Origin of the sequence: Robertmurraya phoenicis (genome assembly GCF_047302285.1) — a bacterium.
Lineage (GTDB): Bacteria > Bacillota > Bacilli > Bacillales > Cytobacillaceae > Robertmurraya.
The window spans coordinates 660,418-681,370 of the sequence record NZ_CP154845.1; the positions used below are offsets into that span (position 1 = coordinate 660,418).

Annotated in this window: 18 protein-coding genes and 1 riboswitch; of the genes, 11 read left to right on the top strand and 7 right to left on the bottom strand. The window is 38.9% G+C overall.

Annotation, left to right across the window (positions count from 1 at the left end):
• The first annotated feature begins 284 nt into the window (after window positions 1–284).
• The 7 genes from AA0X71_RS03070 to AA0X71_RS03100 all read left to right on the top strand — a co-directional run bounded on the left by AA0X71_RS03070 (window position 285) and on the right by AA0X71_RS03100 (window position 7,698).
• On the top strand, window positions 285–1,997 hold the full coding sequence (locus AA0X71_RS03070) for an FAD-binding protein (protein WP_413359072.1): 1,713 nt from the start codon (window positions 285–287) through the stop codon (window positions 1,995–1,997).
• A complete protein-coding gene (locus AA0X71_RS03075; protein ID WP_413359075.1) occupies window positions 1,997–2,959 on the top strand; it encodes a succinate dehydrogenase/fumarate reductase iron-sulfur subunit in 963 nt (320 codons plus the stop codon). The genes AA0X71_RS03070 and AA0X71_RS03075 overlap by 1 nt, the downstream gene beginning before the upstream one ends.
• A complete protein-coding gene (locus tag AA0X71_RS03080) occupies window positions 2,956–3,843 on the top strand; it encodes a CoB--CoM heterodisulfide reductase iron-sulfur subunit B family protein (protein WP_413359077.1) in 888 nt (295 codons plus the stop codon). Before AA0X71_RS03075 ends, AA0X71_RS03080 begins: the two co-directional genes overlap by 4 nt.
• Before the next feature lie 11 nt (window positions 3,844–3,854).
• Complete coding sequence (locus tag AA0X71_RS03085; RefSeq protein ID WP_413359080.1) at window positions 3,855–4,208, top strand: molecular chaperone GrpE; 354 nt, start codon at window positions 3,855–3,857, stop codon at window positions 4,206–4,208.
• Between the two features lie 585 nt (window positions 4,209–4,793).
• The gene (locus tag AA0X71_RS03090) at window positions 4,794–5,318 is read left to right on the top strand and encodes a hypothetical protein (RefSeq protein ID WP_413359083.1); all 525 of its coding nucleotides are present in this window, start codon (window positions 4,794–4,796) and stop codon (window positions 5,316–5,318) included.
• A gap of 99 nt (window positions 5,319–5,417) precedes the next feature.
• Window positions 5,418–6,005: a YdhK family protein gene (locus AA0X71_RS03095; RefSeq protein ID WP_413359085.1), complete on the top strand. Its 588-nt coding sequence runs from the start codon at window positions 5,418–5,420 to the stop codon at window positions 6,003–6,005.
• Window positions 6,006–6,114: 109 nt separating this feature from the next.
• A riboswitch (cyclic di-AMP (ydaO/yuaA leader) is annotated at window positions 6,115–6,263 on the top strand.
• A gap of 91 nt (window positions 6,264–6,354) precedes the next feature.
• A complete protein-coding gene (locus AA0X71_RS03100) occupies window positions 6,355–7,698 on the top strand; it encodes a TrkH family potassium uptake protein (protein WP_413359088.1) in 1,344 nt (447 codons plus the stop codon).
• Between the two features lie 24 nt (window positions 7,699–7,722).
• Here the strand turns inward: AA0X71_RS03100 and AA0X71_RS03105 are convergent, their stop codons facing one another.
• From AA0X71_RS03105 to AA0X71_RS03135, 7 genes are all read right to left on the bottom strand, one after another.
• Window positions 7,723–8,394, bottom strand: a complete 672-nt coding sequence (locus tag AA0X71_RS03105; protein ID WP_413359090.1) for a response regulator transcription factor — start codon at window positions 8,392–8,394, stop codon at window positions 7,723–7,725.
• Window positions 8,372–9,763, bottom strand: coding sequence for an ATP-binding protein (locus AA0X71_RS03110; RefSeq protein ID WP_413359092.1), 1,392 nt, complete (start codon window positions 9,761–9,763; stop codon window positions 8,372–8,374). Before AA0X71_RS03110 ends, AA0X71_RS03105 begins: the two co-directional genes overlap by 23 nt.
• A gap of 73 nt (window positions 9,764–9,836) precedes the next feature.
• Complete coding sequence (locus AA0X71_RS03115; RefSeq protein ID WP_413359094.1) at window positions 9,837–10,283, bottom strand: N-acetyltransferase family protein; 447 nt, start codon at window positions 10,281–10,283, stop codon at window positions 9,837–9,839.
• A 280-nt stretch (window positions 10,284–10,563) separates the two neighbouring features.
• The gene (locus AA0X71_RS03120; RefSeq protein ID WP_413359096.1) at window positions 10,564–11,298 is read right to left on the bottom strand and encodes an amino acid ABC transporter ATP-binding protein; all 735 of its coding nucleotides are present in this window, start codon (window positions 11,296–11,298) and stop codon (window positions 10,564–10,566) included.
• Between the two features lie 15 nt (window positions 11,299–11,313).
• The gene (locus tag AA0X71_RS03125; RefSeq protein ID WP_413359098.1) at window positions 11,314–12,015 is read right to left on the bottom strand and encodes an amino acid ABC transporter permease; all 702 of its coding nucleotides are present in this window, start codon (window positions 12,013–12,015) and stop codon (window positions 11,314–11,316) included.
• Window positions 12,002–12,793, bottom strand: a complete 792-nt coding sequence (locus AA0X71_RS03130; RefSeq protein ID WP_413359100.1) for an amino acid ABC transporter substrate-binding protein — start codon at window positions 12,791–12,793, stop codon at window positions 12,002–12,004. Before AA0X71_RS03130 ends, AA0X71_RS03125 begins: the two co-directional genes overlap by 14 nt.
• A 197-nt stretch (window positions 12,794–12,990) precedes the next feature.
• Entirely contained in the window at window positions 12,991–14,700 is a 1,710-nt protein-coding gene (locus AA0X71_RS03135) for a DUF2207 domain-containing protein (protein ID WP_413359102.1), read from the bottom strand.
• A 306-nt stretch (window positions 14,701–15,006) separates the two neighbouring features.
• Between AA0X71_RS03135 and AA0X71_RS03140 the strand changes: the two genes are divergently transcribed.
• The 4 genes from AA0X71_RS03140 (at window position 15,007) to AA0X71_RS03155 (ending at window position 20,927) form a co-directional block, all read left to right on the top strand.
• The gene (locus AA0X71_RS03140; RefSeq protein ID WP_413359104.1) at window positions 15,007–16,989 is read left to right on the top strand and encodes a methyl-accepting chemotaxis protein; all 1,983 of its coding nucleotides are present in this window, start codon (window positions 15,007–15,009) and stop codon (window positions 16,987–16,989) included.
• A gap of 181 nt (window positions 16,990–17,170) precedes the next feature.
• Window positions 17,171–18,598 carry an ATPase domain-containing protein gene (locus AA0X71_RS03145; protein WP_413359106.1) on the top strand — a complete coding sequence of 476 codons (1,428 nt, stop codon included), beginning with the start codon at window positions 17,171–17,173 and terminating at the stop codon, window positions 18,596–18,598.
• Window positions 18,599–18,612: 14 nt separating this feature from the next.
• Complete coding sequence (locus AA0X71_RS03150) at window positions 18,613–18,855, top strand: hypothetical protein (RefSeq protein WP_413359108.1); 243 nt, start codon at window positions 18,613–18,615, stop codon at window positions 18,853–18,855.
• The gene (locus tag AA0X71_RS03155) at window positions 18,846–20,927 is read left to right on the top strand and encodes a LuxR C-terminal-related transcriptional regulator (protein WP_413359110.1); all 2,082 of its coding nucleotides are present in this window, start codon (window positions 18,846–18,848) and stop codon (window positions 20,925–20,927) included. Before AA0X71_RS03150 ends, AA0X71_RS03155 begins: the two co-directional genes overlap by 10 nt.
• Window positions 20,928–20,953 lie beyond the last annotated feature (26 nt).

Genomic DNA, 20,953 nt, shown 5'->3' on the forward strand with positions numbered 1-20,953 from the left:
TGGTCAATAACTCTAGTAAACCATCCATTATAAAGATATTTTCATAAATTTATCACTAATTTTCGCGCTAAAAACTTCAAACGTTACAACTAAATTTGGTTAGGAACGGCTCTTTCCTAAAAAAATAGTAATGGTTTTTACACAAGAAACAAACTTTTAAAAGCAACAACCTTTTAGAAAAGGGCCTTTTTATAAATGGTTAACAATCGAGCCGATTTCACCATGTATAAAGGTGAAGTGCAAGATTATGAGATTGATTAAATCTATAGAAAAGAGGTATCAGCATGCTTTACTATGATGTCATAATTGTTGGCTCCGGTGGTGCAGGAATGAGAGCAGCGCTTGAAGCTAGTCAAAATAATAATTTACGTGTTGCTGTTATTAGTAAAACATATCCGACAAGGTCCCATACAGGGGCTGCACAGGGTGGAATTAATGCGGTCCTAGGAAACCGTGATTCAAGTGACACAACTGAATTGCATTTTAAAGATACGGTAAAAGGGAGCGACTTCCTAGCAGATCAGGACGCAGTCGAATTTTTTGTAGAGGGAATGCCGGCCTCTATAAAAGAACTTGATTATTATGGTGTACCATTTTCAAGAGATGAGAATGGGAAAGTGGCACAACGCCCGTTCGGAGGCGCATCTAAACCAAGAGCCTGTTATTCTGCTGACAAAACAGGTCACGTTATTTTACATGCTTTATTTGAGCAGTGCCTGAAGCATAATGTTGAATTTTTAAACGAATGGTTTCTTATGTCTCTCGTGGAATCAGATAAGAAATTAGATGGGATTGTGGCCATGAATTTCCGTTCAGGGGAAATTGTACCAATTGCTGCTAAATCAGTCGTTGTTGCAACAGGTGGATTTGGTCGAATTTATTGGAGCAGAACAACCAATGCTTTCAATATGACAGGTGATGGTGTAGCGGCATGTCTTGATGCAGGTATTGCCATAAAGGACCCTGAATTTGTTCAATATCACCCAACTGGAATGGCGAAAACAGGTACACTCCTTTCTGAAGCATGTCGTGGTGAAGGTGGATATCTCATCAATAATAAAGGTGAACGTTTTATGGAACGTTATGCACCTGAAAAAATGGAATTAGGGCCACGTGACTTAGTTGCACGCTCCATTGAAACAGAAATAAAAGAAGGACGTGGATTCGGTGAGGGTATCACAGCATATGTGTACATGGATTTACGCCATCTTGGTAGAGAAAAAATTATGGAACGTCTGCCACAGGTACGTCAGCTTGCATTGGAATTTGAAGGAGTCGACTTAATCACCGATCCGGTTCCAATTCGTCCAAGTTGTCACTATGTAATGGGTGGAATTGATGTCACAGATTATAAAACAGGTGGAACGATTATAGAAGGTGTTCATGCCGCTGGTGAATGTGCTTGTGTTTCACTTCATGGTGCCAATCGTCTAGGAGCGAACTCCGTTGCAGATGCTGTATTTTACGGGAAAGTAGCAGGAGCAGGTGCAAGAGATGTGGCCTTATCTCGTTCTTATGGAAATGCGAAAAAAGTGGAAGACGAAGCAAGAAATTGGAAATCTAAATTTGATACGATGCGTAGCAAGAAAAAAGGAAACGTCAATTTGTATGAAATTCGCAATAAAATGGCTGAAACCCTTTGGAATAATGTTGGGATTTTCCGTGTGGAAGAAGAGATGCAACAAGCACTTGCTGAAATTGATCAACTAATGGAAGCCTATAAAGAAACCTATATTGAAGATGAATCTGAAAACTATAACACTGCATTTCTACAATATATCGAAGTAGGCAATCTCTTAAGTCTAGCAAAAAGCGTGACAATGGGAGCGATCGCGCGTAAAGAAAGTCGTGGATCTCATTCACGCATGGATTATCCTACTAGAAATGACGGGGAATTCCTAAAGCATACACTGGTCTACAAAAAAGGTGACGAATTTAGACTTGAATATGCGCCAGTTTCTATTACAAAGTATCAACCTGAGGAGAGGAAGTACTGATGAGAACAATTACTTGTAGGGTTCAACGATATGATGGTAAAAGTAAGCGCTGGATTGAAGAGTATAAAATTCCCTATGAAAAAGGCATGACTCTACTCACTGTTCTTACAACGATTAAAGAAGAATATGATCAAAGTTTCACTTACACCGCAGCTTGCCGTGCTGCCATTTGTGGTAGCTGTGCTGTACAGATAAATGGTCAGGCATTTTTAGCTTGTAAAACTCCTTTAGACGATGTCCTTGATACATTAATGACAGACACTTTATTTTTTGAACCACTCGCTTCATTTGAGGTTGTTCGTGATTTAGTCGTTGACTGGGAACCAAAATTTGAAAAGATGAAAAAGGTTAAGCCATGGCTCAACCCATCTAGTGACGGTAGCAGAGAAGAAGGATTTATACAATCTGAACGCGATTTCCATAAAATCAATGCAGCTTCTGACTGTATTTTATGTGGAGTGTGCTCTTCTTCTTGTAACGTATTAGAGTCTTCAAGTGATGACAGCTATTTAGATCCATTTATATTAAATAAAGCATTCCGATTTGTCATGGATTCAAGAACGGCTAATCCTGAAGAACATCTTAGAGCGGTTTTAGATAATGATCTATGGAAATGTGTTCACTGTATGGAGTGTGTCACAAAGTGTCCAAAAGAGATTGATCTGACTAGTGAGATTGCCTCTCTTCGTAGTATGACGATGGAAATGGGTGAAACGAAAAACCTAGGAGCGCGTCATGCATATGCTTTTTACAATGATATTAAAAATAAAGGCCGCTTAAATGAGGCTACATTGCCGATGAAAACTGAAGGAGTCTTTACGACCATGAAAAAACGGGTTCCTTTAGCAATGAGAATGATGGCAAAAGGGAAAATCAACCCACTTGAAATACCTAAAGAAGTCGAAGGAATTGAAGATGTTCGTAAAATATATGCCTATGTGCAGCAAGGGGTGCAAGAATGAAAAAGTTAAAATATGCTTTCTTTCCTGGATGTACACTGGAATCAGCTGCTAAGGAAGTTAAGATGTCAACAATGAAAGTAGCGGAGGCTCTTGGAATCGAATTGATCGAAATACCAGGTTGGACTTGCTGTGGTGCAAGCCATGTACAAGATATTGATCAGAACCTTTCTACATCTATCAATGCAAGAAATATCGCATTAGGCGAAAAGTTAGATTTGCCTATTTTAACCGTTTGTAATACATGTACGCTTATGCTTCGTACAGCTAAAGATCAGCTTGATACAAAGGAAGACGTAAAGAAAAATGTCAATCGTGGTCTTTCAGAATCTAATTTAGAATATAAAGGTACATCTGATGTGACCCATTTTCTTTGGGCAATGATTAAAGATTATGGTCTTGAGAACTTAAAGAAAAAGGTGGTTCGTCCATTAACAGGGTTAAAGGTAGCGAATTTCTATGGTTGTCATATCGTCCGTCCACCAAAAATCATGGGCTTTGAGAATCCTTTAAACCCACAATCGATGGAAATGGTTGTAGATGCTTTAGGAGCCGAATCTGTAGATTTTGATAAGCGATTATCATGTTGTGGTTTCCATGCCGTTTTCCCTGCTGAAAAAGAGGTCTTTAAAATGGTTGAAAATGATTGCGTATCAGCAAAAGATGCTCAGGCTGATGTCATGGTTACTCCATGTCCGCTTTGCCAAATGCAAATGGATATGTATCAACCAGATATTCAAAAAACAGCATCTACTGATATTACGATGCCAGTCATTCATTTACCACAGCTTATTGGCTTAGCTCTTGGATTCAGTCCAAAAGAACTGGGAATTAACCACCATATTGTCAATGCTATTCCAACACTAAGAGAAAAATTAAGTGTGTAAGAAGGGTAGACATGAAAATAAAAAATGTTGATTATATTGAGGAAGAAGAGGTTTTCGAAAAGAAGGTAAAACTGGTTACGATCCCAACCGATCAAAATGCTTGGCTCGTAAATTTTCATGATGATTGGATTCATGATCATTATGATGGAAGTAAGATCTACTACGGAACCGTGTATTCACCTTTCGAATCTTTTTTTCCTTTATCAACTCAAATAAGTGGTTACTTCAAAGATGACGACACGAAAAAATGGATTAAAGTGACCAATGGAATTGCTCAGATCCAAAATGATGAAAACAACACGATATGGTGGGATAGCCTGGAAGAATTAATTCGTCATGAATTTATGGAGACCCAATCAAACTAATATGAGAAGCACAAACCAAGAAGTGATGGTTTGTGCTTTTTGGCTTTAAGTAAAGGATAAAATAACCAAGAGAGGTCATAATAAAACCTAAATAGCGCATAGGGTGAACATTGTGTATGAAAATTCTCTTAGTCATTATTATGATAATTTCTTTATTAGTTATTTTTTTATTTCGAAACCTACAACGAAGATTCTATAAATTAGAAGTGACTATTTTGTTTTTCTTTGTTTCTTTTTTATGTCAACATATCAATTTTAAAATATCAACTGCCTATGAACGATTATTTTTAAAGGCAGAATACATTCCCCGAATCATCGGTTTCCTCCATTTCGGATGGATCATCCCTGTTTTGCTCGTTTGGGCTCTTTATCGGCAAAGAATCACTCACTCTTTTTGGTATGTCATAGGATGGTGTTGCTTGGAAGTATTTTCGAAATACATCTTTTTAAAAGTGGGTGTTTTACAGTGTGAATCGGAATCATGGGTCTTCATGATTGATGTATTCATGTGTTTGTTTATTGTAATTTTCTCGTTTTTATTTCTTTGTTATTATCATCATTTACTAAAAAAAGAGAGTGTTGCCATTGAGTAAAATCATGGACTTACTTGAACCGCTAGCTCCGAGAAACTTTGATAAAAATGAATTTTTTGTCTTAGCAATTTTAGCACTTGTTTGGACGTTTCTTTATCTTCTGCAAAAAAGTGAACGAGTTTTATTAAAAAGAGAAATCATTGCTCTTCTCGTATTTAATAGTTGGTTTGGGACAGTAGGGGACCGGTTATTAGCTGAAAAGCCTTTAGATTTATATGATACCCTTGATTATCCCTATGGAGAATTTTTTGATTCTGTTTTACAGGTTGGTGTGTATCCTGTTCCGATCGTAATTTCCTTTTATTTCTATCGAAAGTATCAAATGAATAACTGGGTTACTATTTTACTTTGGGCACTCATATTAACGTTTTTAGAATGGGTATCGCACAAGTATTTTGATGTCTATCATTTCAAAAATTGGACGACCGTCTATTCTTTTATCTTTTATGCTTTTGCGATGATCATAAACGTCGCCCTTTTTAATAAAGTCATATCACGACGGAATCGTAAGGAGTGAATTTTGATATTTTTCTCCATCATTTCTGCACATTTTCTTGTTAAAGTTAGTGCTGTGACAAATATCTCACTTCTAAAGAGATAAGGAGGATATGGAAAAATGTTAGAAAAATTAAAAGGTGCTTGGATACTGGTTTTAGTAGCTGCGATCTTCGTTTTAGGTGCTTGTTCTAATGCGAATGAGGATGAGAGTGCAGAAGACAAGAGTGATTCGGAACTTACCGAACAATCAGCCGACGGAGGCCATAGCCATATGGAGATGTCAGGAACAAGCGAAGTTCCTGAAGGGTTAGAAGTTGAGGAAAATCCTACCTATGAGGTTGGCAGCAAAGTGATTATTGAAACGGATCATATGGAAGGAATGAAAGGTGCAGAAGCCACCGTTTCTGGTGCTTACCATACAACGGTTTATGCCATATCGTATACACCAACTAACGGCGGTGAAAAAGTAGAAAATCATAAATGGGTCATTCACGAAGAGTTGATCGATCCGGGTGAAGCGCCATTGGTTCCTGGAACAGAAGTAAAAACAGATGCTGCACATATGGAAGGCATGGAGGATGCAGCGGTTACCATTGATACAGCTGAAGAAACAACCGTCTATATGGTTGATTTCACGACTCCTGATGGGGAAGAGGTTAAATATCATAAATGGGTAACGGAAGACGAGTTATCTCCTGCAGAATAAAGTTTATGAATCTGTCCCGATGGAGGGGCAGATTTTTTTTATAAAAATAATTGACAAAAGATTGAAACGGGAGTAGATTGTGTGTATTCATTGAAAATCTAATATCCACACCTTTTAATCGCTGAGTCTAATTAAGAGCGGGGGAACCAATTTTGATACAATTTCTGATTGTATCTTGGGGTGAATCTTACGTAGTAAGAAGGGGTACTCTCAATCCCTAATCCGACAGCTAACCTCGTAAGCGTTATGTGAATATTCGAGAGAAGGGTCAAAGGATTTTACCTAGACCATTCTATTTGTGATGGTCTTTTTTCTATAGTGCAGGAAATCCTACTGAAGGGAAATTAAAATGATGAAAAAAAAGAATCGGCTAAGTCCGGCTCAGTTAATGGTCAGTTTCTATGTGATAGCTGTTATCGCTTCGATGATTCTCCTGAGCTTACCAATTGCGTTAAAGCCGGGAGTAAGTTGGAAATTGCTTGATGTATTATTTACCGCAGTCAGTGCCATTAGTGTTACAGGTCTTTCAGTTGTTTCAACCATAGATACCTTTAGTACACCTGGAATATTCATTCTAATGTTCATTCTTCAATTTGGTGGAATTGGAATTATGACACTCGGGACATTTGTGTGGATTTTGCTCGGAAAGAAGATTGGTTTGAAAGAAAGACAATTAATTATGACGGATCAGAACCAATCTCATTTATCAGGGTTGGTAAAATTAATGCGTCAGATTTTGGTCATTATTATATTAATAGAATTGGTGGGCGCTACGATCCTTGGTACGTATTTTCTGAAATTTTATCCTACCTGGCAAGAGGCTTACTTGCAAGGGTTATTTGCTTCTGTCAGTGCGACAACGAACGCGGGTTTTGATATAACAGGCAATTCACTTGTCCCATTTGCTCAAGATTACTTTGTCCAGTTTATTAATATCATTTTATTGACACTAGGAGCAATTGGTTTCCCTGTCCTAATCGAATTAAGGGATTATTTTAGGAATAAAAAAGCAAAGATAGGTACTCATTTTTCTCTATATACGAAGCTTACAACGGTTACGTTTTTTTCATTAATGCTTTTTGGAACGATCGCCATTTTACTGTTTGAAGCAACCCATTTTTTTGCGAATAAAAGTTGGCATGAGTCGTTTTTCTATGCCTTTTTCCAATCGTCTACCACAAGAAATGGTGGTTTGGCAACGATGGATGTGAGTGAATTTTCAGCTGGGACGTTAATGATCCTTTGCTTTTTGATGTTTATTGGCGCTTCACCAAGTTCCGTCGGTGGAGGAATAAGAACGACGACTTTTGCCGTTGTCGTATTGCTAATTGTCTCGTTTGCAAAAGGTCAGAAAAGTATTAAAGTTTTTCGACGTGAAATTGATGAAGATGACATTCGCAAATCAGTTGTCGTTAGTTTCCTTGCTTTTATGATTTGTTTCATTGCAACGATCATTCTGTTAGAAACTGAGCCGTTTTCCATCATGGAAATTATGTTTGAGGTGAGCTCAGCATTTGGAACGACCGGACTTTCGATGGGAATTACAACAGAGCTTAGTCCCATTGGAAAAATTGTCATTACTGCTCTCATGTTCATCGGACGAATTGGAATCCTTTCCTTCATTTTCTTGTTTCATAGAGGAAAACAGGAAGAGAATTATCACTATCCGAAGGAAAAAATTATCGTGGGATAAGTGGTTGCCGTTTTGGCAACCACTTTAATTTGCCCATTTGTAGCCGACTCCCCAGACGGTTTGTAAATACTCATCTGGAGGAAAGCCAGCCTTACGGAGCTTGTCTCGTAAATTTCGGACGTGCGAGTCGACGGTTCGGTCCTCGGTCGCCACCTCATAGCCCCAAATCGTGATAATCAAGTGTTCCCTCGTAAACACTTTATTTTGATTACTTAAGAACAAACTCATCATCGCGAACTCTTTCGGGGTTAACGGAATATCCTTCCCATTGTACTGCAGTCGATAAGAATCATTGTCTAACACGAGTCCTTTGAAGGTCACTTTGCTTGATAAGCTTTTATGTCTCCTCAAAACGGCTTCGATTCGTGCCGTAAGCTCTTCTTCATCAAAAGGTTTCGAAATATAGTCATCTGCTCCACCTTTTAATCCTTTAACAATATCTGATTTATCACTCATGGCGGTTAACATAATGATGGGAATATCCCAATATTTTCGGATTTCTTCACATGTTTCCCAGCCATCCATTTCTGGCATCATCACATCCAACAAGACTAAGTCGGCAGAGTGTGATTCTAAAAAAGCTATCCCGTCTTTGGCAGATTGTTTTTTTACGCATTTATAACCAAGGGGAGTTAAGTACAAGGATAATAAATCGAGCATCATTGGTTCATCGTCAATTAATAATATCGTCTTCATTCGCTTTCTCCTTAAAAAGAAGTTCAAATTTTGTGCCGGCGTCTTCTTTACTCGTGACAGAAATTTCGGCATCGTGGGCATGGACGAGTTCTTGTACAATTGCTAGGCCAAGACCTGTTCCACCAAGAGTTCGGGTTCTTGACTTATCGACCCGATAAAATCGATTAAAGATAAAGGGGAGATCCTTTTCAGGAATGCCTTTTCCGTTATCTTCTATCGTTAGATGAATGAGCCCTTTCACTTTCCAAGCCTTTAGCTCAATCTTGGCCCCATCTGCAGAATACTTTATCGCATTATCCAAAAGATTAATCAAGATTTGGTCAAGCTTAATCGGATCGGCCATCAAATGGATTTCTGGCTGGCAATCAAGAGTGAAGTGGATATTTTTCGCTGTAAGAGCCGGTGTGAGCTTCTGAGACATTTTTTTTAAAAAAGGTTGTAAATCAAGATTTTGTTTGTGGATCAGAAAAGTATTTTGGTCCATTTTTGCTAAATCAAATAGCTCTTTGATAAGGCTGGATAAGCGATTTGTTTCTTCAGAGATAATCGTTAAGTACTTTTTCTGATCTTCTTCACTTAAATTTCTTTTCCTGACAATATCGGTATAGCCCTTTATGTAGGTAAGTGGCGTTCTAAGTTCATGTGAAATGCTGGCGAGAAACTCGCTTCTTTGCTGCTTTAAATAGTTCAATTCTGTGGCGAGCGATTCTATCGATTTGGCCAATTCACCTAATTCGTCTTTTGAAGCTTTCGGAAAAGAGACAGAAAAATTCCCTTTACTAATTTGATAGGTCGCTTCCTTCATTGTGATCAAAGGTTTTGTAATGCCTTTTGAGAGAAAAATAATGATGATGAGGGTGAAAATGACAGACAGTATGCCTGCGAGAAAAAAGTGTTCGTTCAAACTATTCATCAACAAATGGACCGATTCAGTGTTTTCAAACATAAAGACATAGCCCATCAATTCGTTATGAAGATAAATCGGACTAATCGTTGCAATATACGGTTCTGTCTTCCAGTTATTTTCAATCACCTGTCCCTCTCTGGGAATTTGTTGGCCGGGAAGAGGAACGTATTTTTCAAATTGTTCTATCGGTTTAGAGGCCAGTATGACTTCTCCACGTTGATTGGTAATGACGACATCTGTTCGAGACTCAGATTCCATCAGTACAACATGGCCAATCGTATCTTCTTTAAAGTGTTTTTCAAGCACGGATCGATGTGAATTTCCTCGCGTTTGAAGGGCTTCGATTTCCTCTTCAGCCCGTGTATCAGCAATTCCCCTATGCAGGTAGAATAACAAAGACGTTATAAGCGAAAAAATTATAATAAAAAATAGAATTCCCAGCTTAATTGATAAATTTTTCAATAGGATCACCTGAGTTGCTTTCAATATAAATTAGTTTACCGCAAGAATGTGGAGAATAAGTGCAGATTAAAGTTCAGTCCACTAAATTTAGTTCGTAATGATAGAATTGGCTGTCCCGAATGTAGCCATGTTTCTCGTATAGTCGTTGAGCTGAGTGATTGTCAAGGGCAGTGCTTAGGCTGATGCTTTTGGAACCCGTTTGGACAGCGAACTCTTTCGCCTTATGTAAAAGCATTTCTCCTACACCTTGTTTTCTTGCATCCTTTTCCACAAATAGGTCATTCAAAATCCATGCTCTTGCCATCGATATCGATGAAAATATTGGATAAAGCTGTGTAAAGCCTAGTGGTTTTTCATTGTTTTTCACGATAAAAATAATAGATTCCTTGTTTTCTAGTCGTTTTCTAATATAGTTCCTTGCACCTTCTAGATCGGTCGGTTGTTGATAAAACTGACGATACATATCAAAAAGGGTGGCGACCTCCTCTAAATCTGCCAGCGTTGCTTGATAGATTTGCATGTGATGCTCCTCCTCAGTAAAAAATGTATTTCAATGATTTTAACATATATGGGGAGAAAAAAATCGAATATGGGGACACTTCCATACTCGATTTTGATTAGAATGGGGAGCGGGGCGGTGGACTGCAGGTTTCTAGGTTTATCCGTAAGCCAAAGAGACTTAATTCCGGAAAAAACGGACGTAATTCCGTAACTTTATCAATAATTCCGTAACTTCGGCCGTTAATTCCGTAACTTTATCGATAATTCCGTAACTTTCACCTATAATTCCGGAAATCGCCCTATTGTATCATCTGCAAAAACTGCCGTGTCCGCTCTTCCTTTGGATTGGTGAAAACTTCATTAGGAGCTCCTCTTTCCACAACAATCCCGTCTTCCATGAAGATGACTTCATCGGCGACTTCCCTCGCAAAACGCATTTCGTGAGTGACGACGACCATGGTCATCCCTTCTTTAGCCAGATCTTTCATAACTTTTAACACTTCGCCGACTAACTCAGGGTCAAGGGCGGAGGTTGGTTCGTCAAAAAGCATGACATTTGGTTCCATCGCTAAGGCGCGGGCGATTCCAACCCGTTGCTGCTGACCTCCTGAAAGTTGAAAAGGGTAAACATCGACTTTATCGCCAAGGCCAACTTTTTCAAGCAGCGTCACTGCCTTTTTTTGAACCGAATTTCGCTCTTCTCTCTTAACTGTTAACGGTCCTTCCATCACATTTTCCAACGCTGTTTTATGGGGAAACAGATTGTAGCTTTGAAAAACCATGCCCGTTTGCCTCCTAAATACAGAAACGGCCTTACTAGGCACACGAGCAGAAAAATCTAACGTTTGCTCCCCAATTGTAACGATTCCTGTGGTAGGGACCTCTAGTATATTTAAGCATCTTAAAAGGGTCGTTTTCCCTGAGCCAGAAGGGCCGATCACAACGACCACTCGCCCTTTCTCAACATGGAGATCAATCCCTTTAAGGACTTGTAATTCTCCGAAACTTTTCGTCAATCGGTTAATGGAAATCATTCTCTCTACTCTCCCTTATTGCGCTGTATATCGATCAAGTCGAGCCTCCAGTTTGCTCTGTCCCATGGATAGAACGAAGCAAATAATCCAGTAGAGAAGAGCTGCTTCACTGTATAACAATAAAAATTCATAATTGGTTGCGGCGATTTCCTGCGCCCTTCTAAACATTTCCGTTACTAAAATAAGTGAAGCGAGGGAGGTGTCTTTCACTAAGCTAATGAACGTGTTCGATAAAGGAGGGACCGAAACACGAGCTGCCTGGGGAAGAACAACTCTTCGCATCGCCTGACCATAGGACATGCCAATCGAATAGGCTGCTTCCCATTGTCCTTTTGGAATCGATAAAATGGCGGCACGGATGATTTCGGAAGCATAGGCTCCGATATTTAAAGAAAAACCGATAATCGCCGATGGAAATGGGTCAATGATGACACCAATCGTTGGCAACCCGTAAAAGATAATGAATAGCTGTACTAATAAAGGGGTTCCACGAATGGCAGAGACGTAAACTCTGGCGATTATTTGTAGAATTTTCACCTCTGAAATCCTTGCTAAAGCAGTTATAACGGCCCAAATAAGCCCGAGCGCAAACGTCAAGAGCGTTAGGGGGATCGTATATAAAATAGCCCCCTCCAATAGAGGAAGGAGGGAACTTTTGGCGATATTGATGAGTTTTTCTATTCGTTCAGGGTTGGCGATAATACTATTCAAGAACATTTTCACCAAACCATTTTTCTGAGATTTCTAAATAGGTACCATCATCAATCATGCCTTGTAACGCTTTGTTCGCTTCTTCAACGAGGGTATCGCTTCCTTTTCTAAACATTAAGCCACTTTGAGAAGCGTCCTCGCTTTCCGCCGCGATTTTTACTTTGGCATCAGGTCGTTGCTTTAAAAAGTCTAACACAGTTAATTTGTCATTAATCGTTACGTCTACGCGACCAGAGTTTAGCAACTCGATTGCTTGATTAAAACCTTCAACCCCTACAATTTCTGCTCCATATTGCTTTGCGATGTCTGCATAATTGCTTGTTAATGATTGGGCTGATTTTAACCCTTCGATGTTTTCAAATCCTTGAATGAATTCATTATCTTCTGTAACTACGAGAACGGCGGCCGACGTTATATACGGATCGGAAAAATCATATTTTTCAATGCGATCTTCGCGAATTCCTACTTGATTGGCGATCATATCAAAGCGTTTAGCGTCCAAGCCAGCAAACATCGCATCCCATTGAGTTTCGAAAAATTCAGACTCAACCCCAATGCGCTTGGCGACTTCACGTGAGATTTCTACATCAAATCCTGTTAATTCCCCTGCATCATTATGAAAGCTAAAGGGAGGATAGGTACCTTCTGTTCCAATTCGAAGTTTGCCACTGTCCTTTACTTCGGCCAACAAATCGCCATCCTCGTTGTCAGTATTGTCTTGATTGCCACAACTAGTCAAAATAAAACATATTAACAGAAAGAAAAATATACGAAATATTTTCACACTCTTTTCCTCCTAAGGTCCTTTTATCCATATCATTTCTTTCTTCTCATTTTTTATCCGTATGAGCATGATAATTGACAGGAGAAAGAGGAATTTGAGAACTCTGTTGCATCGTTAAGACTTGGAGCCGAGCACTGAAAACCATTCGCTAATAAAGCAAAAGAGGCTGACGCAATGTCCAGCCTCTCTTCATATGTTTAGAACGCACCTGAGCCGCCACCACCGCCGCCGACTCCACCACCGGTCGAGATCGAAGAATTACTGGAAGACGAATCTGCCGTTGTATTTTTTTGGGCCGATTGAAAACTTGTTGAAGCGAGTGGGCCAATAAGCATTAGTGTATGGAGATTAGTGGTAGAAGGATCCCAGCTACTGTTTTGATGATGAACAGGGGGCCTGAATGACTGGATGAATTCCTCATTGGTTTCGATGATTTTTTTGTCATTCATGCCGATGCCATAAATATAGGAACGCATTTGTTCATCGCTAGTTAAGCTTTCCCATTCTTTTATGGATACTATAGGTAATTGCTCTTTCATTCGTCGCCATTCGAATGTAATCATGAGTCCATTCCAAGTTTTTGGTCTGTACGTTAAGGCAAGTATGAGATAAACGATAAACAAAACTAGTAAGGCAAAGAACCATCCGAATAATTCGAATCCTAGTGTAATGAAACCAAAAACTAATTGAAGGATGCCTATCGTGCCAAGGAAAGAACGGATCTTTCCGCTTTTCTCGTATAACTCTTGCTCTTTTACTTCATTTTGAACAGCTTTTTGCCATTCCTGCATCTTCGTTTGGTATTTTCCATGATTAAGTTTGTTTTTCGTGTATTTTTGTAAGTCCTCAAAACGAAACTCACCGTCTGAGCCAATGTCATGAAAAAGGAAATTGATCAGAATCTCTTCATGCTTGATAGGCGTATGCGTATTCACTAAGCGGAACGTATCCCCAGTTTTTGTTACATATCCTTTTCTCACTAAATCGAGAAGGGCAGCAGAGATGGCTTCTGTTGGAATATGTCCTTTTGTAAAATAAATCATTGCCGGTATGCTTAATGATTGCTTTGGAATGAAAAATGCTTGCTGCATTTTCCGTTCAACATCGATCTTTTTTCCACGTGCGCGCATGCCAGCGACGAAAGAAAATAGGAGTAAGAAGATAAGCGAGCCAATTACAACAAAGAATGAAATGCTGTTAAGCCTTTCCTGCGTGGCCGCTCTTGCTGCTGCTTTTTCATATAGCTCTGTCCGTGCTTGGGCAATGTTGTCCTTCATCACTTTGTCAGCAGCCACGTTAGCTGTCGGAAAAAGGGAAGTTGGATAGGCAACGCGAATATCTCCATTTTCCCCATCAGGAACCTCTCCTAATTGAAAAAGAACAGAACCATCTTGTTGAATCACTTCATGATCAAATGCTTCATCATAGCCGAATGCCAATACATCATTTGTCGCCGCTGGAGGATGGACGATGATGGTCATTTTTTCATAGGCCGATTCATTTCGGTCATCAAAGAAGGGCCAATAGAATTCTGCCACATCGGTATACACATCGACGCCTTTTTCAATCGTATAAGTCAACTCAACGGTGATGGTTTCATCAGAACCTTTGCGGTGAATTTTATACAATTCCTCGTCTTTTTCAATCTTTAATGATTTTCCTTTCTCACTCGCTTTAAAACCTGTAATCTTTGTTCCTTCTTTTGGGAAAATCTCTCTTGTGATCCCATTAAAGTCTCCGTCAAAGGAATAGGTATGAACTTCCTTTACATGAACCTCACCATTTTCTTCCAAAAAAGCTTCTATATTAACATCTGTAATCGAATAATCCACTGCATATCCTACTTTTGGAAGGAAAAAGAACAGCAATGCCATGATCAACAAAGATAAAAATACTTTTCTTTTCATGAAACCGAACACCTACCTTCTATACTGATTTACGCTCCATTAACGAAAAAAGTTTCATAAATCATTGTTAGTATTTATTGTCTTTTGAAAAAAACTCCACTTTGTGGAAAATGTAATCGCTTAAATAAAAAAATTAGTAAAAAACCTTAAAAAATTCATATTTTAGTAAAGTATTTCCTATATAAGTTTCTCGTTTTGACCGATATAATTCTTAATATATATCGATTCGCAAAGCTTTTTATCGGCATCTTTTAGAATTACTAGAAATGGTCATGCGAATTTCACAAATAGAAGGAGTAGAGAGAGATGAAAAAGTTATTTGCAAAATGGAGATTGAGTTTAAAAGCCAAACTTTATATTATATTTTTGGTCTTTTTAATTGTCCCAACGTTTATTGTTAGTTTCTTTTCTTATGAAAGTGCAGAAAAGGAGCTTGGGAACGAATTACTTAAAGGGGCGGAAGGGAGCGTCTCATTATTAAATTCCAATATTGATTATACCTTCTCCCCGAAACTGCATGATGCCCAATATTTTTCCCAACAGCTAAAATCTGGACTTTATGAAGATGTTATTTCCACTTCAGAATTAAAGACAATGTTAAAGCAATATATTGACACCCATCCAGAAGTGATGGTTGTATATGTTGGGACAGCTGATGGACGGATGATTACCTATCCTGAAATTGATTTACCAGCTGATTTTGACCCGAGAGCTCGCTCTTGGTACACAGATGCAGAAGGAGATAAAAGTAACACGGTGATCACTTCTCCTTATATTGATGCGGCTTCAGGTGGGATGGTCGTTTCGGTTGCTCATTCGGTAGCGGACGGTTCAGGTGTATTTGGAATGGATATTGATATTCAGACGATGCAAGAACTCGCAGAAGATGTCGTCATCGGTGAAGAAGGCTATGCGATTTTATTAGATTCAAGCAAAAACTTCGTCGTTAGTCCAAATGCAGAAGTTGGAGCATCGGCAGAGGATAGCTTTTACGAAAAGCTATATGCTGAAGAAACAGGAAACTTTGAGTACGTACTTGACGGTGAGAAGATGGAAATGACGTTTGTCACGAACGAAACGACGGGCTGGAAGATCGCCGGAACATTTTTTGAGCAGGAAATAAAAGACACGGCCCAGCCAATTCGCAATCTTTCTCTCATTATCCAAGTAATATCGCTTGTTATCGGCATTGTGATTGTCTTTCTAGTTGTTCGCTCGATCACAAATAGATTGAAAGATTTACAACTGAAAGCAACTAAAATTGGAGCTGGAGATTTAACGGAGAATATAGAGGCAAAAGGAAATGATGAAATTAGTGAACTGGCTCATTCCTTTAGCGATATGCAACAAAACTTGCGAAATTTATTGGAGAAATTAGAAGAGAGTTCTGTGCAACTTTCCGCTTCAGCAGATCAATTAACGGCAAGTTCTGAGCAGACGAGCCAGGCCACAGATCAGGTGGCAACTGCGATTGTCGAAGTGGCAAGTGGGGCAGAGCAACAAACCCAATCGTTAGATGTAACGGTGGAGGCCATTAATGAACTTTCTCAAGGTTCAACGCTGATTGCTAAAAGTTCTCACGCAGTTACCGAATTAACAAAAGCAACAACAGAAAAAGCAGAAGAAGGTGGCCAATCGGTTAGCAAAACGATGGAGCAGATGAAGTCGATTGATGCTTCTGTTCAAGAATCTAATGCAATTATTAAACTTCTATCTCAACGCTCTAACGAGATTGGTTCAATTTTAGAAGTGATAACCGGAATTGCTGATCAAACGAATCTCCTTGCTTTAAATGCGGCAATCGAGGCGGCGAGAGCGGGAGAAGCTGGGAAAGGATTTGCCGTCGTTGCTGATGAGGTGAGGAAACTTGCGGAACAATCACAAGTTTCTGCTCAGCAAATTGCAGAACTCATCCAGACGATACAACGAGATACAGAGTCGACTGTTGAGAAAATGTCCCATGTAACAGACGATGTTAAGGGTGGTCTGGATGTTTCTAGTGAAGCGATTCGGAAATTCAACGAAATTTTAGTAAGCATGAGAGAAATCACGCCACAAATGGAGTCGATTTCTGCAACTGCGGAGGAAATGTCTGCAGGATTGCAGGAAGTGGAAGTGGTGGCAAATGAAGTGGCCGATTTTGCGAAAAATAATGCAGCAACATCAGAGGAAGTGGCTGCTTCAACGGAAGAGCAATTAGCTTCCATGGAAGAAATCTCGATTTCAGCTAAGTCTCTAGCGCAAATGGCAGAGGAATTACAGGAACTTATTCAAAGATATAAATACTAGTAGAAAGAGAATGCGGTCTTCTTGATGAAGACCGTATTTTTTAATAATTTTCAACATATATAACTTGTTTACCGTTTTTCGAAAAGTATTTAATAGGCCTTCTATTAAAGGTATAATAGATTTTATAGATACCATTGTTCTTAAGTAAAAATCTGATGAAAAAAGCAAGGGGGAGAAATAGATGAGTCAGTATACGGCAACAGGGATTCAAGGACTTGACTTTCTACTTAATGGCGGATTTCCGACAGGTGCTTCGATTTTAATAGAAGGATTACCTGGAACAGGAAAAACGAATTTAAGTATGCAGTTTCTCTATAATGGTGCTGTACAATATGATGAGCCAGGAATGTATATTACATTTGAAGAACTACCTGGACAATTATATAAAGAAATGAAAGCGTTTGGTTGGGATATTCCAGCATTAGAACGTGAAAATAAATTGAGAGTACTTTGCATCTCGCCACAGGTGTTATTAGAACAAATGGAAAAGCAGGATGGGTTGTTCGAGCAAATGATCCGAGAAATTGGCTGTAAGCGAGTAGCGATCGACAGCATTAGTCTTTTTCAGATTGGTGATGAGAGTGTTGAAATAAAGAGAAAAACGCTCTATAAGCTTCGAAATATTTTAAGGAAGTTCAATTTGACTTCATTGCTGATTCAAGAGCAAACTTCAGCGATGGATCCAGATACGTCATATATTAATTATGTAGTCGATGGGGTCATTCGCTTATCCCTCAAAGATTACAAAGAGCATTATCGACAGCGAACGCTTGAAGTGTTAAAGATGAGAGGTCGGAAGATTATAGAAGGGGAGCATATTTACCGAATTACCGATCGCGGCATTCATTTATTGCCCGCTTTTTCAATGGTTGAAGACAAGGCGCATATGTATAACTCTTCAGCGGTCACAACAGGTATTGCGAAACTCGATCAACTTCTTGATGGAGGAATTCCTGAAGGTTCCGCATTTATTTTAGATACGAATAGTAAAGCGAATTATAAGTATTTAGCCGTGTCAATTGCCGCGAATCGCCTTTTAGCAGGAGAAAATTTAATCATTCTGTTATCGAGTCTTTCAACAATTAATGACTTGGAATTTCTTTACGGCCTTTATGGAGTAAGTTTAAAAGACTATGTGGCTAAAAAGAAGATCTATTTCATTGAACATTATAATCGTCCTGCTCCATCAGGTTTTGAGGAAGCGATTTTGGATGTATCGAAATTGAATAATGATGAGTATCGAGAGAGAGTAATGAATGGTTTAGATCCGTTTATCAATGCAAGCTTAAATCAAAATGAAAAATGGTTCGTTTATTATGATTTAAATACGATTGTTTCCCAGAGAGGTAGAGCATTCCTTGAAACCTTCTATGCGGAAGAAATCTCAAGACTTAATTCATCAGGATTTAGTGTTTTGGCATTGTCCAATTTTACAGAGCTAGGACCACAATTATCAAGCTTTATTGAACGTACCTCAAATGGAGTCATCAAAACATGGGTTGAAGGAAGTTACCAGTATGTCCAGTTATTGAAATCACCAACGGGCAAAATGTCAGCTCCATTGCTTATTGAGAATATAAATATGAAGCCATATATTAATCTGATATAGGAGGGGGGAATCATATGTTACCATTTAATCCCCTGAAAGTGGAGTGTACCCTTTTCTTCGAGGAAAATCCTTATACGTTGGAAACGGCTGAAGGATTGGCGTCGAGATTAGGAAGAAAAACAAATGAGTTGGTACTCATATTAGAGCATTTGGTGGCCGTCTCCATTCTTGAAAAGATCGGCGAAGGAGATCAGGCGATTTACCGGTATGTTCAACCTGATAATTTCCAAATTTCGAGGGAAGTCCTATGGGAGTAGAAAATACCATCCAAAGCCTTCAGGATGGCTATGCCGATTTACTTGATTTAATGATTGTCATGGTCGATGAAAATCGATCTTACAAGACGGAGACTTCATACTCGAAAAGGGAATATGAAGAGTCATTTTCAAAGCAAATGGTGGAGGCCATTCCAAATCTAGCGAAAATAAAAAGTACCATTTATGTTGATATTTTGCCAGGTTTAAAGGTGCTCGTTTCACCCGTTATAATAAGTGAACTGGAGCGGTATTATTTAATTGGTGGAGTAATCCTAGAGGATGAAACTGTTGAGGTTGTGAAGCGATATTTACAAGAACGTGCTGAGGAAACGATTTTCCTTCAACATTTAGATTCTTTAAAAATGGTCTCTAAAGAGGAAAAAAGAAAAATTCTTGTTGCCTTTCAGCAACTGTCAGAATCGATTCAAGCGATCCGTCATTCTCAATTGAAGGTGGATGCTTATCAAAGGAAAATTTCCCATGCAAAATTGGCCGTCGAGTATATTACCGATGAAAGATTCAATTTAGATATCCTTCTGCAACAATTTAAAGATTTACATCCAGAGCTTAGTTTCGTGGGAATCGCTGTGCAAAAGGAACAGGATAATTACGCGGTTCAGCATTTTCTTGGTCACACGATGGAAGCGGTTGTTGGGATGGAAATTGCATTAGGAGAAGGGTTTTTAGGCCAAGTAATTGTTACAGAAGAGTATTCCTATTGGACCCATATTCAAGACGATCCACGCCTTTTACCATATAAGAAGAGTGGTCTATCACCAAAGAGTTTATTTTGCCACCCGATCAAAATAGGAAACCAAACGAAAGGGCTTTTATTTGGGGGCAGTGAAAAGGAAGAGGGCCTATTTAATTCTGAAGATATTAGCATTCTCGCTTCATTTATTGGAGTTTTCATGGTGCAACAAAGCTTAAGAGAGAGCTTTAATCATCACCTTTTACAGCTATCCACTTTCAATGAAATATTTAGTATAATGACGAAAGTGAATAATATGAAAAGGGTCCTCTATATCTTGATTGATATGGGCATGAATATTTTATCCGGCTCCTTTGCATGTGTCCTATTTAAGGAAATGCAAGATGAGCAGAAGTTATCATTCTTATCGAGAGGGATGAAAAATGACCATTTACATCATTATGGTCGTGATTTAGGGAAACGGTACTTTGGCAGTACTCAGGTGGAAGAAACAAAAGGAATTTTTCATCGACTTGATAGTGGAAGTTTAGTTTACGAAATGCCGATTTCGTTTCGAAATGAAGTATTCGGAGTCCTCAGTATTGGGGTACGAAGTAAGGATGAAGTCAATCCGTATATCCCCTTTTTATCAAGTTTGGGTATTGCAGGCGGTATCTCCTTGTACTTGCTGCAAAAGGAACCTGCCCAACAATCGGATGAAAAAATGGTCCATCTCTTATCAAGAATGTTAGAAAAACAAGAACCGGCAAAATTTGAACGGAGTGTACAAGCTCAAGAACTCATTGGAGCATTTGCTCATGAGGTGGGCTTATCGATTCAGCAAATCAATGCATTAAGGAATGCGTGTACACTTGCTTTCTATGAGCATGACGTGTTGCTAGATTCCTTTTCAGAAAAAGAAACGATGGAAATCATGGAGCACTATTTTCAAACAAAAGAGTTGAAAATAGTTGAAAATGGATTGGCCAAGATCCTCTTTATTGTTCTTCAACATATTGGAGAGAAGATCGATTTTCAATTAAAGCAACAGCTTATGGATGACCCTCTTTTCCAAAAGTTTGAGGAATGGGAATCGAAGAATTATAGGGCTGAAATTGAAATTCCAATTGGTGCGGAAAACCAAGTGGAAGTAGGATTAGGAAAAGACGAGATGAAAGCAAGATTAAATCTTTCGAATCGGGAGATGGAAGTGTTGCATCAAGTCTTAAAAGGTTTGAACAATCGTGAAATTGCCCAATCTCTCTTTATCAGTGACCATACCGTAAAAAATCATATGACGAACATCTTACAAAAGCTTGCCGTGACCGACCGTTCCCAAGCAATTGCAAAGGTGTATCAGATGGGGTATACACCCCAATGAAAAACTGCTGAGGTTTATAATCTCAG

Coding starts and splice junctions, on each gene's coding strand:
- AA0X71_RS03085 (WP_413359080.1), top strand. CDS start 3,855: ATGAAAATAAAAAATGTTGATTATATTGAGGAAGAAGAGGTTTTCGAA.
- AA0X71_RS03150 (WP_413359108.1), top strand. CDS start 18,613: ATGTTACCATTTAATCCCCTGAAAGTGGAGTGTACCCTTTTCTTCGAG.
- AA0X71_RS03080 (WP_413359077.1), top strand. CDS start 2,956: ATGAAAAAGTTAAAATATGCTTTCTTTCCTGGATGTACACTGGAATCA.
- AA0X71_RS03075 (WP_413359075.1), top strand. CDS start 1,997: ATGAGAACAATTACTTGTAGGGTTCAACGATATGATGGTAAAAGTAAG.
- AA0X71_RS03115 (WP_413359094.1), bottom strand. CDS start 10,283: ATGCAAATCTATCAAGCAACGCTGGCAGATTTAGAGGAGGTCGCCACC.
- AA0X71_RS03140 (WP_413359104.1), top strand. CDS start 15,007: ATGAAAAAGTTATTTGCAAAATGGAGATTGAGTTTAAAAGCCAAACTT.
- AA0X71_RS03125 (WP_413359098.1), bottom strand. CDS start 12,015: ATGTTCTTGAATAGTATTATCGCCAACCCTGAACGAATAGAAAAACTC.
- AA0X71_RS03095 (WP_413359085.1), top strand. CDS start 5,418: ATGTTAGAAAAATTAAAAGGTGCTTGGATACTGGTTTTAGTAGCTGCG.
- AA0X71_RS03105 (WP_413359090.1), bottom strand. CDS start 8,394: ATGAAGACGATATTATTAATTGACGATGAACCAATGATGCTCGATTTA.
- AA0X71_RS03135 (WP_413359102.1), bottom strand. CDS start 14,700: ATGAAAAGAAAAGTATTTTTATCTTTGTTGATCATGGCATTGCTGTTC.
- AA0X71_RS03120 (WP_413359096.1), bottom strand. CDS start 11,298: ATGATTTCCATTAACCGATTGACGAAAAGTTTCGGAGAATTACAAGTC.
- AA0X71_RS03155 (WP_413359110.1), top strand. CDS start 18,846: ATGGGAGTAGAAAATACCATCCAAAGCCTTCAGGATGGCTATGCCGAT.
- AA0X71_RS03100 (WP_413359088.1), top strand. CDS start 6,355: ATGATGAAAAAAAAGAATCGGCTAAGTCCGGCTCAGTTAATGGTCAGT.
- AA0X71_RS03145 (WP_413359106.1), top strand. CDS start 17,171: ATGAGTCAGTATACGGCAACAGGGATTCAAGGACTTGACTTTCTACTT.
- AA0X71_RS03070 (WP_413359072.1), top strand. CDS start 285: ATGCTTTACTATGATGTCATAATTGTTGGCTCCGGTGGTGCAGGAATG.